Source organism: Aromatoleum sp., from assembly GCF_032027225.1.
Taxonomy (GTDB): domain Bacteria; phylum Pseudomonadota; class Gammaproteobacteria; order Burkholderiales; family Rhodocyclaceae; genus Aromatoleum.
On the sequence record NZ_JAVSMM010000006.1, the window covers coordinates 18,532 to 31,519 of the forward strand.

The following is a 12,988-nucleotide window of genomic DNA, read 5'->3' on the forward strand; positions in this document are numbered from 1 at the left end:
AAGCCGGCGTCATTCCCGGCGGCACGCTGCCCGGGCGCTGACTACAGTGAAATATGGATACGTCTTTCGCATCACCCTTCAAGGAGACCGTCATGTGCTTCTTCGATTCGCCGATCGGCCGCTGCGAGGCGGTAAGGGAATTGGTGCTGCTGGACGAGACCCAGCACGAGTGCGCGTGCGAACACGGATGCGCGGCGGGTTTCGACTGCCCGCTGAAAGGCTGGTTCACCGAGCAGTCGGGCGTCAGCGATGCGGCGAGCCTGCCGTGGGGCGCGCGCTTGCGTCCCGCGGCGGCCGGTTCGACACGGGTCGAAGCGCCGCGGGTCGAGGCGCCGCGCCTAGAAGCTTTCGTCTTCTCGTAGAAAGCGCCACTGCCCGAGCGGGAGGTCGCCGAGCCTGACGCCGCCGATGCGCACGCGCTTCAGGCCGACGACCTTCAGCCCGACCAGTTCGCACATCCGCCGGATCTGGCGCTTGCGGCCTTCACGCAGCAGAAAGCGCAGCTGATCCTCGTTGAGCCACTCGACTTTCGCCGGCCGCAGCTTGCGGCCGTCGAGTTCGAGGCCGTGATTGAGCAGCGCAAGCCCGCCTTCATCGACTTCGCCTTCAACGCGGACGAGGTATTCCTTTTCGACTTTCGAATCCTCACCGATCAGCTGCCGCGCGATCCTGCCGTTCTGGGTCAGCACGAGCAGGCCGGTGGAGTCGATGTCGAGCCGGCCGGCCGGCGCGAGGCCTTTCAGGTGCGAGTCGTGAAAGCGCTGCGCGTCCGCGACATCGAACTGGTTGTCCGGGCCGATCAGCGCCACTGCCGGCTCGAAGCCCGGCTCGGGCTGACCCGAGACGTATCCGACCGGTTTGTGCAGCAGGATCGTGACCTGCTCGGCCTGCCGGCGTTTCGCCTGCGCCGCGAGCGTGATCTCCGCGTTCGGGTCGATGCGGATGCCGAGTTCGCTGACGCGTTGGCCATCGACGAACACCCAGCCGCGCTCGATGATCGCGTCGGCCTCGCGGCGCGAGCAGATGCCGCGATCGGCCATCACCTTCGACAGGCGCACGCCTTCCGCGCGCGCCTCGGACGGCGCGGCAGCGGCACGTGCGGGTTCGCGCGGCGCTTCGTACCGGTGCGGCGCCCCGGCGCTCCCTTCCGGACGACGAGTCCGCGGCGGCCGTTCGTCCGCTACCGTCTTCCGCTTCGCCGAATCTCCCGCCGGTATGCGCCCGCCCGCAGACGGCGCGGGTCCGGGCAGCCCCGAGAATCCGCCGCGGCCGGCCTCCGATCCGGCTCCGCGCGGACGCTTCGCGTCGTATCCCGAACTCGCCTCGCGCTCGCCGCGGCCCGACGAACGAGGGTTCGCGCCACCGCGAGCTGCGCCGCGCTCGCTCCGTTCGCCCCGCGGCTCGCTCCCCGGACGTCGCGCATCCGCCGGCCCCGGGCCCCGCGCGGGCCGATCGTCCCGCTCGCGGCGATCGTCGCGCACCGAGCGATCCTCGCGCGACGCCCGAGCCTCATGCGCCGGCCGACCTTCGCGCGCCGGACGCCTCTCGCGCGCGCCCCGGTCGTCCCGTGCTGGCCGATCGTCGCGCTCGCGGCGCCCCTCGCGCGGTTTCTCACGACCGGGGGAGGCTGAGTTTTCGCGCTCCGCACGGTTTTCCCGCGGCCCGCGATCGTCACGCGCCGGGCGCTCGTCGCGAAGCGCGCGTTTCTCCGGCGCCGCGCCGCGTTCATTCGACGCCGCGCGACGGTCTGCGCCGCGGTCCTCACGCGGGCGCTCGTCGCGCCGCGGCCGATCCTCCCGCCCTCCGCGGCGCGGCGCTTCGTCGCGACCCGCTGCTTCGCCGCGCCCCTCGCGCTCCCGGCGCGGACCACGCGCCTTGTCCGCTGCGGCGGCCTTCGCCGCATCCCGTGGCTGGCGCTCGCGCACCTTCGGTCCGGCGTTCCGTTCCGGCGGTTTCCCGGTCCCGCGCCGCTCCGCCGACGGGAGGAAGCGCGCACGCAGGCCCGCCTTCTTTGGCGTCGCGTCGCCACTCGCAGCCGTCGACTTGACGCCGAGCGTCTTGCGCCCGGTGCCGGTAGCTGCGTCCTTGCCGCCGGCAGCCACGCTGTCGGATGGCGCGCCGGGGACTTCGGGATCGGTCTTGCCGGCGTCGCCGGGGGTGGAGGAGCGTTTCATGGATCTCTGCATTCGAAAGGAACGGCGCCGGACGGCCGGAGGCGAATCATACGCGCGGCGGGCGCTGCGGTCTTTGCTCGCGCGACGGGCGGACCTCTTCCGAGGACGACGGCTCGAACCTCGCCCAGCCCGCTTCGCGGCATGCCGGCGGCAGGCGGCGCACCCGGTCCGGATGGCGGTGGAGATAGGCTTTCGCGAGGAAATGCGCGGTGACGGGCGCGGTCAGGAACAGGAACAGCGTGATCAGCAGCTCGTGCGCGGACAGCTCGCCGGTCCGCAAGAACGCATACGACATCGACGCGAGCAGCACGCCGCCGACGCCGGCAGTCGTCGCCTTCGTCGGCGCGTGCAGACGCATCATCAGATCGGGCAGCTTGACGAGCCCGATCGAGCCGATCAGCGTGAAGCTGCTGCCGGCGACGATCAGCAGCGCGACGAGGACTTCTCCGAGCGTGTGCATGCCGGCCTCCTTACTCGATTACGTCGCCGCGCAGCAGAAAGCGGCAGTACGCGACCGTCGAGACGGTGCCGAACATCGCGTACAGCAGCGCGGCCTCGAAATACACGCTGGTCGCCTCGCGCATCCCGTACAGGATGATCAACGCGATCGTGTTCGTGATCATCGTGTCCGCGGCGAGCAGCCGGTCCACCGGCGTCGGCCCCTGCGCGAGCCGCCACAGGTTCAGCAGCAGCGCGAGCGAAATCGCGAAAAAACCGAAGTCGAGCGCGAGGTCGATCATTCGAAGATCTCCTTCAAGCGGGCCTCGTAGCGCTGCTTCAGCAGGCGCACCGTGCCCTCGGGGTCGTCATTGTCGAGGCAATGGACGAGCAGGCTGCGCCGGTCGGCCGACAGGTCGCAGCTCACGCTGCCGGGCGTCATCGTGATCGTGCCGGCGAGCACCGCGATCGCTTCCGGCGACTCGAGCTCGAGCGGCACGACGAGCCAGCAGTAGTTCAGGCGAGCGGCGGGCCGGAACAGGATCAGCCGCGCGACATGCACGTTCGCGGCGAGGATGTCGCCGAGCACCAGCAGCACGTACGCGAGCCCCTTCCCGCAGGCGCGGATGCGCGGTCGGCGCGGCCAGAAACGGGCGGTCACGCGGGCGACGACGACCCCGAGCACGAGGCCGACAAGCAGCGCGCCGACGGTGAAGCGGTTCTGCAGCAGCAGCCACAGCGCGGCGAGCGTCAGCGTCAGTCGGGGATACGGCAGCCCGCCCATCCGCGTCCGCGTGCCCGGGGACCGGCGCATCACTCGTTCCCTCCTTCCGCACCGAGCACGGCGTCGATATAGCCGGCGGGGGCGAACAACTGTATCGCGGCGGCATCGAGGTAGCCGAGCACCTGACCGGCGCCGAGCGTCCACGCGATGTTGGCAGCGAGCAGCAGGCCGATCGCGATGAGCGGCAAAACGGCGGCGCGCGCCGGCTGAACAGCGGCGTTCTGGGCGCTCTCGCCACCCTTCCAGAACAGCACGCTGCCGGCGCGGGCGAAACCGACGATCGCGAGCAGCGAGGTCGTGAGCAGCAGACTCCAGATCCAGCTGCGGTTAAAGGCGTCGCGCGTCGCGTCGAGGATCAGCAGCTTGCCGACGAAGCCGGCCAGCGGCGGCAGACCGGTCATCGCGATCGCCGCGACCAGGAACAGCGAGCCGAGGAGCGCGGCCTGCGCGATTCGCGGTCCAGGCGCGAGCAGATCGCCGAGCGCAGGCCGGCGTTCGCCGACGAGATCGACGACGAGAAAGAGCGCGCCCGCGGCGAGCGTCGACTGGACCAGGTAGTAAAGCGCCGCGGCGATCGCCTGCGGCGTGAACAGCGCGACCGCGATCAGCAGCGTGCCGACCGAGCCGACGACGGCGAAGCTGATCATCCCTGCGAGGCGACGCGCGGCGAGCACGCCGAACATGCCCAGCGTCAGCGTCAGCATCGCCGCGGGCATCAGCCACGGCGTGACGAGCCACGCGAGCTCCCCGGCGGCGTCGCCGAACGCAAGCGTCGAGAGGCGGACGATGGCGTACGCGCCGACCTTCGTCAGCACGGCGAACAGCGCGGCGACCGGCGCCGGCGCGTTCGCGTACGTGCCCGGCAGCCACAAGTGCAGCGGCACCAGCGCGGCCTTGAGCGCGAACACGAAGAGCAAGAGCAGCGCGCCGCTGCGCAGCACGCCGTGGTCGGCAGGCGGGACGGCGGGCACCTTCAGTGCGAGATCGGCCATGTTCAGCGTGCCGGTGACCCCGTACAGCAGGCCGACCGCGAAGAGAAAGAGCGTCGAGCCGACGAGGTTCACGACGACGTACTGAAGCCCTGCCCGCACCCGTTCCGCGCCGCCGCCATGAACCATCAGGCCATACGACGCGATCAGCAGGATCTCGAAAAAGACGAACAGGTTGAAGAAGTCCCCGGTCAGGAACGCCCCGTTGAGGCCCATCAGCTGGAACTGGAACAGCGCGTGAAAATGGCGCCCGCGGGCGTCCCAGCCATTCGCGCAGTGCAGCAGCACCGCGAGCGCGAGCCCGGCGGTCAGCGTCAGCATCAGCGCCGCCAGTCGGTCGACGACGAGCACGATGCCGAACGGCGCCGGCCAGTCACCGAGCGCGTAGGTCCGGATCATGCCGTCGCTCGCGCCGACGACGAGCGCGATCGCGACGAGCAGCAGCACCGCGGCCGACGCGAGCGAGATCGTCCGCGCAAGCACGAGGTCGCGCCGCCCGGCGAGCGCGAGCAGCGCCGCGACGATCGCGGGCAGCAGGATCGGCAGGATGGCCAAGTGGGTCATCGGCGCCCCGCGTCCTCTTCGTCGGCCGCGCCCGCCGCACCCACGCCGTCATCGCCCGATTCGAGGAAGGAGCGGACGGCCATCGCGACCGTCACCGCGGTCATCCCGAACGAGATCACGATCGCGGTCAGCACCAGCGCCTGCGGCAGCGGGTCAGTGTAGGAGCCGGCCGCGCGGATCACCGGCGGCAGATCGACCGCGAGCCGGCCGGACGCGAACAGGAACAGGTTGACCGCATACGACAACAGCGCGAGGCCGAGCACGACCGGGAAGCTGCGCCCGCGCAGGACCAGATACACGCCCGATGCCGTGAGGACGCCGATCGCGGACGCGACGAGCAGCTCCATTTCAGTCCTCCGCCCGGCGTGCGGCGGTGGGCGGAACCGCGGGCGCCGCGGCGCGTTTCGCCCGGCCGCGCCCGACGCGCGCAAGGGACGCGAGCATCAACATCACCGCGCCGACCACGGCGAGGAAGACGCCAGCGTCGAATGCCGTCGCGCTCGCGACTTCGACCGCACCGACGAGCGGCAGCGCGAAATGTCCGTACGTGCTCGTCAGGAACGGGCGCGCGAAGACCCATGCTGCGAGACCGGTCGTCGCGGCAAGCAGCACGCCTGCACCGATTAGCACGGGGGCATCGACGTGCATCCGCCGCACGGCCCACCCGGTGCCGCCGGCGACGTGCTGCATGATCAACGCGATCGCGACGATCAGGCCGGCGACGAAGCCGCCGCCGGGCGCGTTGTGTCCGCGGAAGAACACGTAGGCGGCGACGACGAGCGCGAGCGGAAGCATCACGCGCGCGACGACCGCGAGCAGCAGCGGGTGGAGGTCCGCGGCGAGCATGCCGGGCGCGACGCCCGTCCGCGTCAGGCCGCGCGCGCCATCGACCAGGGCGAACACCGCGAGCGCGGCGATGCCGAGGACGATGATCTCGCCGAAGGTATCGAAGCCGCGGAAGTCGACGAGGATCACATTGACGACGTTCGCGCCGCCACCGTCCGGCAGCGAGCGCTCGAGGTAGTAGCTCGACAGGCTGTCGAAATCGCGCGTCATCAGCGCAAACGCCGCCGCACCGGCACCGAGGCCGGCGACTGCGGCGAGGGCCGCATCCCCGAGGCGCCGCAGGCGCCGCGTCCCGCGCGGCGTCTCATGCGGCAGCACCGTCAGCGCGAGCAGCATCAGGATCACCGTGACGACTTCGACCGCGATCTGCGTCAGCGCGAGGTCCGGCGCGGAGAGGTAAAGAAAGCCGAACGCGACGATCAGGCCGACCACGCCGAGCATCACGAGCGCGAGCATGCGCCGGCGCTCGAACGCGAGCACGCCGGCGCAGCAGGCGACGAGCAGCAGCCACGCGACGATCGCGACCGGGGGGGCGGCGAGCGTCGCCCGCGTCCCGGCCTCGTGCCCGCCGCCGAGGAAGCCGCCGACCCCGACGACGAGCGCGCCTGCGATGATCCAGCCGAGGTAATGTCGGAGCGAACCGTCGTGCAGGCCATCGGTGACCGCGCGACAGAACTCCGTCACCGCCGCGACCGCCGCGTCGAACGCCGGCTTCGCCTGCGGCTGCGGCGCGGCCAGCCACAGCCGCCGAGCGTCCGCGTAGCGCCACAGCAGGATGCCGCCGCCGGCGAACGCGAAGACCGACAATGCGAGCGCCGGCGTGACACCGTGCCACAGCGCAAGGTCGTAGCTCCGGACCGGCGCACCGACGACGGCCTTCGCCGCCGTCGTGACGAGCGGTCCCGCGAACGTGCCCGGGAACACGCCGATCAGCACGACGAGCGCGACGAGCAGCATCGGCGGCAGCCACAGGCCGAGCGCGGGATCCCGTACCTTCTTGCGGTAGGCCTCGTGCCGGCGGACGAAGAACGCCTGCGCCGCGTAACGGAGCGAGTACGCGACCGAGAACATCGCGGCGAGCGTCGCGACGAGCGGCACGACCCAGCCCTGCCCCGCCCACTGCGCCTGCGCCGCCGCGTCGAGCATCATCTCCTTCGACAGGAAGCCATTCAGCAGCGGAACGCCGGCCATCGACGCGGCAGCCACGGCGCCGATCGTCGCGGTCAGCGGCATCAGCGCCGCGAGCCCGCCGAGATGGCGCAGGTCGCGCGAGCCGACCTCGTGGTCGACGATGCCGGCGTTCATGAACAGCGCGGCCTTGAAGATCGCGTGATTGAGAATGTGGAACACGCCGGCGACGGCCGCGAGCGGCGTACCGAAGCCGAACAGCATCGTCACGAGCCCGAGATGACTGACGGTCGAATACGCGAGGAGCGCCTTCAGCTCGTCGCGGAACAGTGCGACGACCGCGCCGACCAGCATCGTCACGAGCCCGGTCGTCGCGACGAGGTAGAACCACGCGTCGGTGCCCGACAGTACCGGCCACAGCCGCGCAAGCAGGAACACGCCGGCCTTCACCATCGTCGCCGAGTGCAGATAGGCCGAAACCGGCGTCGGTGCGGCCATCGCGTGCGGCAACCAGAAATGGAACGGGAACTGCGCCGACTTCGTGAAGCAACCGCCGAGGATCAGCAGCAGCGCCGGCAAATACTGCGGCGAAGCGCGAATCGCGTCGCCGCGCTGCAGAATCACGGTGAGGTCATACGAGCCGGCGATATCGCCGAGGATCAGCATTCCGGCGATCAGCGCAAGGCCTCCGCCCGCGGTCACCGTCAGCGCCATCCGCGCGCCCTGCCGGGATTCCGGCAGGTGCCGCCAATAACCGATCAGCAGGAAGGACGCGAGGCTCGTCAGTTCCCAGAACACGAGCAGTAGCAGCACGTTGTCCGACAGGACGATGCCGAGCATCGCGCCCTGGAACAGCAACAGCAGCGCATGGAAGCGCCCGCCGGGATCGCGTGCCGGCAGATGGAAGCGCGCGTAAACGATCACCAGCAGGCCGATGACGAGGATCAGCAGTGCGAAGAGGAAGCCGAGCCCGTCGAGGAAAAGATGCGCGTTGAGACCGAGACGCGGCAGCCACGGCCGGCCGGCGTGCACGACCTCGCCGCCGAACACCTGCGGCGCCAGCGATAGCAGCAAACCGAGCGCGAGCGCACTGACGCCGAACGCCGCGAGTGCCGACGCCCCGCGGCCGAGGCGCGCGAACAGCGCCGGCAGGAGCGCCCCGGCGAACGGCAGGATGACGATCAGCGCGAGCGCCACGTTCGGCCGACGGTGGAAATCCCGGGCGCCGCGCGACGGGCGCGATCAGGCGATTCGACCCTGCTCCGCCGCCCCCGCGTCGCCGGAACAGCGACGGCGGCGAAACGCATCGCGGGCGGAGCGCCCGTCACGTCTACAACAGCTGGAACGCGAGGACCGCGACGAGCGTCGCCGGCAGCGCCGTCACGAACAACCCCAGCGGGTTGATCGCCTCGTCGTCGAAGTGCCCGCGCAGGATCGCGAAGCCGGCCGGATTCGGCGCGTTCGCGATCACGGTCAGGCCGCCGCCGGTCACCGCGCCGGCAACGAGCGAGTACTTGAACGCCGCGTCGGTCCCCTCGACGAGCGAGCCGAGGTAGGTCAGCGCCGCATTGTCGGTGATCGCCGTCAGCGCGGTCGCACCGAAATAAAGCGCGGTCGAATCCATCCCCGCGAGCACGTCCTGCAGCCACCACTGCTGGAGCGCGCCGAGCGTCACGAGCCCGGCGAGGAAGAAGCCGACGAGCAGCCCCTCGCGCAGCATCAGCCGGTCGTGATAGTGGCGGTAGGCTTCGGCGACCCCGAGGAAGAATAGGAACAGGCCGACGAACACGATCGGGTGATGCGCGAAATAGACGATACCGGCGAGAAACGCGACATGCGCGACGATCAGCGTCCACGGCACCGTGCGGTCGCTCGTGGCTGCGTCGACCTGCAGCGCCTTCAGCTCCTTCGCGAACAGGAAGGTCACGACGCCCGCATTGACGAACACGGCGATCGCCGCCTTCCAGCCGAAATGTCCGAGCATGAACCAGGTGTCCCAGTTCCACTTAGCCGCGACCATCAGCACCGGCGGCGCGGCGAAATGGGTCAGCGTGCCGCCGATCGACACGTTGACGAACAGCGCGCCGAGGGTGACGTACTTGAGTTTGTGCGAGATCCCCTTCGCGTAGAAGTTGTCGCGCAGCATCAGCGCCGCGAGCGTCATCGCTGCGGGTTCGGTGATGAAGGAGCCGAGCAGCGGCAGCACCGACAGGCAGATGAAGAAGAACGCGACGCTGTCGTTCACCGGCACATAGTGCGCCAGCGCGCGCGCGCCGACCCGCGCGAGATCGAGGATCGGCCGGCTCGCCGCGACGACCATGATCACGAAGACGAACGCCGGCTCGGTGAAGTTCAGGCGTTCGAGATACGCGGTCGGCGCATCCACGCCGCTCGTGAGGGCGAGAAAGATCAGCAGCACGAAGGCCCAGAACCCGAACACGACCTCGACCTCCCCGAGCAGGTGCCAGATGCCGGCGTGGTTCGGGTGACGATGCGCGAGGTGCTCGAAGTATTTGGTCAGAAAGGTATGCGCGACGGCAACGGCGAACAGAACGGTGCCGACGACTTCGATGAAACTCGGATTCATCAGGATCCTTGCCGGGAAAGAGAGGAAGTGGCGGATTATAGGGGCTTAGAACAGGAGGCGCCCCGTGCGCACGCATCCCGGGCCACGTTCCGCCCGGCGCGCAGCCATTTCACTGGGCGAAATCCCGCTCCACGGTTACACTGCGCATCTTCCGGAAAACCCTGCAGCCTCCGCGTGACCCCTCCAACCGAAACGAAGAATCCGATCCAGGTCGTCGAGCGAATGATGAAACTGCTCGATGTCCTCGCGCATCACCCCGATCCCGCACCGCTGAAACAGATCGCGCAGGAGACGGGCCTGCACCCGTCGACGGCGCACCGCATCCTCGGCGCGATGGCGCAAAGCGGATTCGTCGAGCGCGGGGAAGGCGGCACCTATCGGCTCGGGATCCGTCTGCTCGAACTCGGCAGCCTCGTGAAGTCGCGCATTTCACTGCGCGAGACCGCGATGCCGGCGATGCTGAAGCTGCATGCGGCAACCGGCGAAAGCGTGAACCTCGGCATCCGCGACGGCGACGAGATCGTCTATGTCGACCGCACGTCGAGCGGGCGCTCGGCGGTGCGGGTCGTGCACATCGTCGGCGCGCGCGCACCGCTGCACACGACCGCGACAGGGAAACTGTTCCTCGTCGAAGAAGGGATCGAGCGCGTGCGCGATTACGCGCGCCGCACCGGGCTGCCGGCGTCGACGTCGAACTCGATCCACGAACTCGGCGCGCTCGAAAAGGAACTGGACAAGGTTCGCCGTCACGGCGTCGCGTTCGACCTCGACGAAGTCGAATCCGGCGTGCGCTGTGTCGCCGCCGGCGTGCGCGACGATTCGGGCGAGCTCATCGCGGGACTGTCGCTGTCGACGCCGTCCGAACGCTTCGACACGAGCCGCGCACCGCTGGTGCGCGAAGCAGCCGACGAGATCTCCCGCGCCCTCGGCTACGTCGGAAGGCGCAGCTCCCGCTGAAGCACGGCGCGGGGATTATCGAATTGGCGACTGATTACAACTGTTCGCCCTGAGCCTGTCGAAGGGCGCTGCCAGCGCTGCGACAGGCCCGCCCCGAGCGCAATCGAAAGACTTACCCGGGACGGTGCCAGATGCCGGACCAGCAGGCGATCAGCTGCTGCCGCCGGGTCCGACCGCGACGCGCTGGGTCGCCGCCGCCTCCATCCATTTCTTCACGCGGACCGCATCGGCGGTACGGGTGTAGCGACCGTCCGAATCCATCAGCACGATGATCACCGGCTGCTTGTTGACCCACGCCTGCATCACGAGGCAGCGCCCGGCCTCCTGGATATACCCAGTCTTCGACAAGCCGATTTCCCACTCGGGACTGCGCACCAGCGAATTCGTGTTGCCGAAGCGCTGCACGCGGCTGCCGATCTGGACATGCTCCTCGGACGAGGTCGAGAACTGCCGGATCAGCGGGTAGGTCGACGCGGCCGACACCATGCGGGCGAGGTCGCGCGGGCTCGATACGTTCATCGGGTTCAGCCCGGTGCTGTCGCTGAAATGGGTGTCGGCGAGGCCAATCATCCGCGCCTTGATGTTCATCGCGTTCACGAACGCGGCGATTCCGCCCGGATAGCTGCGGCCCAGTGCCGACGCGGCGCGGTTTTCCGACGACATCAGCGCCAGATGGAGCAATTGCTCGCGCGTCAGGCGCGTGCCGAGTGCAAGCCGCGAGCCGGTGCCCTTCAGCGTATCGAGGTCTTCGTCGGTGATCACCACCTCTTCGGACAGGCTCTGACCGCCGTCGAGGACGACCATCGCGGTCATCAGCTTCGTGATCGACGCGATCGGCAGGACGGCGTCGCTTTTCTTTTCGAGCAGGACTTCGCCGGTGTTCTGGTTCTGGATCAGGAATGCGGACGAGCGCAGCAGCGGCAGACCGAGGCGGTCCACCTCGACCGCCGCCGCGACCGGAGCCGCCGCTGCCAGCGAACGTTGCGCCGACACCTTTCTCGGCGCGGCCTTGGCTGCCCGCTTGCGGACCGTTTGACGGGTCGATGCCTTCTTGGTTTTCGTGGCCTTCGTGGCCTTCGAGACTTTCGTCGAGGTCGCCCCGGAGGCGGCGCCCACGGGTTCGGCAAAGCCGAACTGCAGCGCCGCGCAACTCAGCACGGCGATTACGAGATGATGAAATTTCATGGCGGGGCGGCCCGGAATGCGACAAGAAGCGGATGCTTCTATTTTTAATCAAATTAGGCGGATATCAAGTTTTTCTGAAGTGTTTTCAAAAAAACTTCCAAGACATTGTTACACAACCGCAGCGCTGCAGATTGCGCTGAGGCAAGCAGCGGGAAAATTTTTGCTCAGATCCTCAGGAACGCTTCCACCTCGCGCCGCCGCGCGAACGCATCCTCGTAACCGAGCTGCATCAGCGCGTGCGTGTATCCCGGCTCGAACAGCAGGTAGGACAGCAGCGCCGAGCCCTCGCGGCGCATCGCGCCGACACCGCGCAACAGGGTTTTCAGCGGCCGCGGCAGCGCGTCGCGGTGGCGCCCGGCGATCGCGTCGAGGCGCTGCGACGGCGAGATCACGAGGGTTTCGATCGGTCTCAGGACGATGCCAGCCGCGTCCCGCTCCGCCTCATCGAACGCATTCAAGGTCGAGTTGATGCGCTGCATCCGCTCGAGGTCGACGGTGAGGCCGTCGAGGAAAATGCTCGACAGTGCGTGACCGGCAATCTGCGCGAGCGACGGATAGCCGTCGGCGTGCTGACGCCCCTCGTCGGCCAGCCTGCCCGAGCCGATCACGAGGATGCGGGTGGCGCCCATGTGGATCGCCGGGCTGATCGGCGCGAGCTGTCGCATCGAGCCGTCGCCGAAATATTCGCGGTTGATCATCACGGCGGGAAACAGGAACGGTATCGCGCTCGACGCCATCAGGTGCTCGACGCCCAACGTCGTCGGCGTCCCGACGCGCTGCGCGCGGCGCCACGGCTGCACCTCCGGCACGCCTTCGTAGAACGCGAGGTTTTCGCCCGACGAATAGCCCGACGCGGACACGCTGACCGCATGCAGATGGCCCGCGTCGATCGACTGCCGGATCCGGGAAAAATCGAGCACACGGACGAGGAGGTCGCGCAGCGGGCTGTTGTCGAGCAGTGAGCGCGGCGTCTGCCGCACGACCCAGCCGAGCAACAACGCACCGCTCCAGCGCAGCCCGGTCGTCAGCAAGGTCGGGGCGTCGGACCGATACACCTGGTCGACGTGAAAATGCCGCCAGATCCACGCGAGCTTGCGCACGCCGGCGTTGAAGTCGGCCGAGTAAACGGCGAGCGCCGCGGCGTTGATGCCGCCCGCCGAAGTGCCGCACAGGATCGGGAAGGGGTTGCCTCGTCGTCGCCCGCGGATCTCGCGGATCGCGGCGAGCACGCCGACCTGGTACGCGGCGCGTGCGCCGCCGCCGGTCAGAACGAGTGCCGCCTTGCCATCCGCCATGCAGATCCCGATTGCGTGCAGGTATGCCCGGGATCATGCCA

12 protein-coding genes are annotated in these 12,988 nt (G+C 69.0%); 2 read left to right on the plus strand and 10 right to left on the minus strand.

Going from position 1 to position 12,988, the window contains the following annotated elements; translation table 11 throughout:
- Positions 1-92: 92 nt before the first annotated feature.
- The gene (locus ROZ37_RS08595) at positions 93-362 is read left to right on the plus strand and encodes a hypothetical protein (RefSeq protein ID WP_312658895.1); all 270 of its coding nucleotides are present in this window, start codon (positions 93-95) and stop codon (positions 360-362) included.
- Here the strand turns inward: ROZ37_RS08595 and ROZ37_RS08600 are convergent.
- The 8 genes from ROZ37_RS08600 to ROZ37_RS08635 form a co-directional block, all read right to left on the minus strand.
- Positions 339-2,174 (minus strand): pseudouridine synthase, encoded by a 1,836-nt coding sequence (locus tag ROZ37_RS08600; protein ID WP_312658896.1) that lies wholly within the window; start codon positions 2,172-2,174, stop codon positions 339-341. The genes ROZ37_RS08595 and ROZ37_RS08600 overlap by 24 nt on opposite strands.
- Positions 2,175-2,220: 46 nt before the next feature.
- Positions 2,221-2,634, minus strand: a complete 414-nt coding sequence (locus ROZ37_RS08605) for a Na+/H+ antiporter subunit G (protein ID WP_312658898.1) — start codon at positions 2,632-2,634, stop codon at positions 2,221-2,223.
- A 10-nt stretch (positions 2,635-2,644) separates the two neighbouring features.
- Positions 2,645-2,914, minus strand: coding sequence for a K+/H+ antiporter subunit F (locus tag ROZ37_RS08610; protein ID WP_312658899.1), 270 nt, complete (start codon positions 2,912-2,914; stop codon positions 2,645-2,647).
- Positions 2,911-3,426, minus strand: a complete 516-nt coding sequence (locus tag ROZ37_RS08615; protein ID WP_312658900.1) for a Na+/H+ antiporter subunit E — start codon at positions 3,424-3,426, stop codon at positions 2,911-2,913. Before ROZ37_RS08615 ends, ROZ37_RS08610 begins: the two co-directional genes overlap by 4 nt.
- The gene (locus ROZ37_RS08620) at positions 3,426-4,949 is read right to left on the minus strand and encodes a monovalent cation/H+ antiporter subunit D (protein ID WP_312658901.1); all 1,524 of its coding nucleotides are present in this window, start codon (positions 4,947-4,949) and stop codon (positions 3,426-3,428) included. The genes ROZ37_RS08615 and ROZ37_RS08620 overlap by 1 nt, the downstream gene beginning before the upstream one ends.
- Positions 4,946-5,296, minus strand: a complete 351-nt coding sequence (locus ROZ37_RS08625; protein ID WP_312658902.1) for a Na+/H+ antiporter subunit C — start codon at positions 5,294-5,296, stop codon at positions 4,946-4,948. The genes ROZ37_RS08620 and ROZ37_RS08625 overlap by 4 nt, the downstream gene beginning before the upstream one ends.
- 1 nt (position 5,297) lies before the next feature.
- Positions 5,298-8,120 (minus strand): monovalent cation/H+ antiporter subunit A, encoded by a 2,823-nt coding sequence (locus ROZ37_RS08630; RefSeq protein WP_312658903.1) that lies wholly within the window; start codon positions 8,118-8,120, stop codon positions 5,298-5,300.
- Between the two features lie 133 nt (positions 8,121-8,253).
- The gene (locus ROZ37_RS08635; protein ID WP_312658904.1) at positions 8,254-9,510 is read right to left on the minus strand and encodes a putative Na+/H+ antiporter; all 1,257 of its coding nucleotides are present in this window, start codon (positions 9,508-9,510) and stop codon (positions 8,254-8,256) included.
- A gap of 222 nt (positions 9,511-9,732) precedes the next feature.
- Here ROZ37_RS08635 and ROZ37_RS08640 point away from each other — a divergent pair, with 222 nt between their 5' ends.
- Complete coding sequence (locus ROZ37_RS08640) at positions 9,733-10,467, plus strand: IclR family transcriptional regulator (protein WP_312659091.1); 735 nt, start codon at positions 9,733-9,735, stop codon at positions 10,465-10,467.
- 150 nt (positions 10,468-10,617) lie between these two features.
- Here ROZ37_RS08640 and ROZ37_RS08645 read toward each other — a convergent pair whose 3' ends face one another.
- Together ROZ37_RS08645 and ROZ37_RS08650 are read right to left on the minus strand one after the other, a co-directional pair.
- Positions 10,618-11,652, minus strand: a complete 1,035-nt coding sequence (locus tag ROZ37_RS08645) for a serine hydrolase (protein ID WP_312658905.1) — start codon at positions 11,650-11,652, stop codon at positions 10,618-10,620.
- 164 nt (positions 11,653-11,816) lie between these two features.
- Positions 11,817-12,947: a patatin-like phospholipase family protein gene (locus tag ROZ37_RS08650; RefSeq protein ID WP_312658906.1), complete on the minus strand. Its 1,131-nt coding sequence runs from the start codon at positions 12,945-12,947 to the stop codon at positions 11,817-11,819.
- Positions 12,948-12,988: the final 41 nt, after the last annotated feature.

Bases quoted from the DNA above. Each gene is read 5' to 3' on its own strand.
- ROZ37_RS08610 (WP_312658899.1), bottom strand. From the start codon at position 2,914: ATGATCGACCTCGCGCTCGACTTCGGTTTTTTCGCGATTTCGCTCGCG.
- ROZ37_RS08595 (WP_312658895.1), top strand. From the start codon at position 93: ATGTGCTTCTTCGATTCGCCGATCGGCCGCTGCGAGGCGGTAAGGGAA.
- ROZ37_RS08625 (WP_312658902.1), bottom strand. From the start codon at position 5,296: ATGGAGCTGCTCGTCGCGTCCGCGATCGGCGTCCTCACGGCATCGGGC.
- ROZ37_RS08620 (WP_312658901.1), bottom strand. From the start codon at position 4,949: ATGACCCACTTGGCCATCCTGCCGATCCTGCTGCCCGCGATCGTCGCG.
- ROZ37_RS08640 (WP_312659091.1), top strand. From the start codon at position 9,733: ATGATGAAACTGCTCGATGTCCTCGCGCATCACCCCGATCCCGCACCG.
- ROZ37_RS08645 (WP_312658905.1), bottom strand. From the start codon at position 11,652: ATGAAATTTCATCATCTCGTAATCGCCGTGCTGAGTTGCGCGGCGCTG.
- ROZ37_RS08605 (WP_312658898.1), bottom strand. From the start codon at position 2,634: ATGCACACGCTCGGAGAAGTCCTCGTCGCGCTGCTGATCGTCGCCGGC.
- ROZ37_RS08635 (WP_312658904.1), bottom strand. From the start codon at position 9,510: ATGAATCCGAGTTTCATCGAAGTCGTCGGCACCGTTCTGTTCGCCGTT.
- ROZ37_RS08600 (WP_312658896.1), bottom strand. From the start codon at position 2,174: ATGAAACGCTCCTCCACCCCCGGCGACGCCGGCAAGACCGATCCCGAA.
- ROZ37_RS08650 (WP_312658906.1), bottom strand. From the start codon at position 12,947: ATGGCGGATGGCAAGGCGGCACTCGTTCTGACCGGCGGCGGCGCACGC.
- ROZ37_RS08615 (WP_312658900.1), bottom strand. From the start codon at position 3,426: ATGCGCCGGTCCCCGGGCACGCGGACGCGGATGGGCGGGCTGCCGTAT.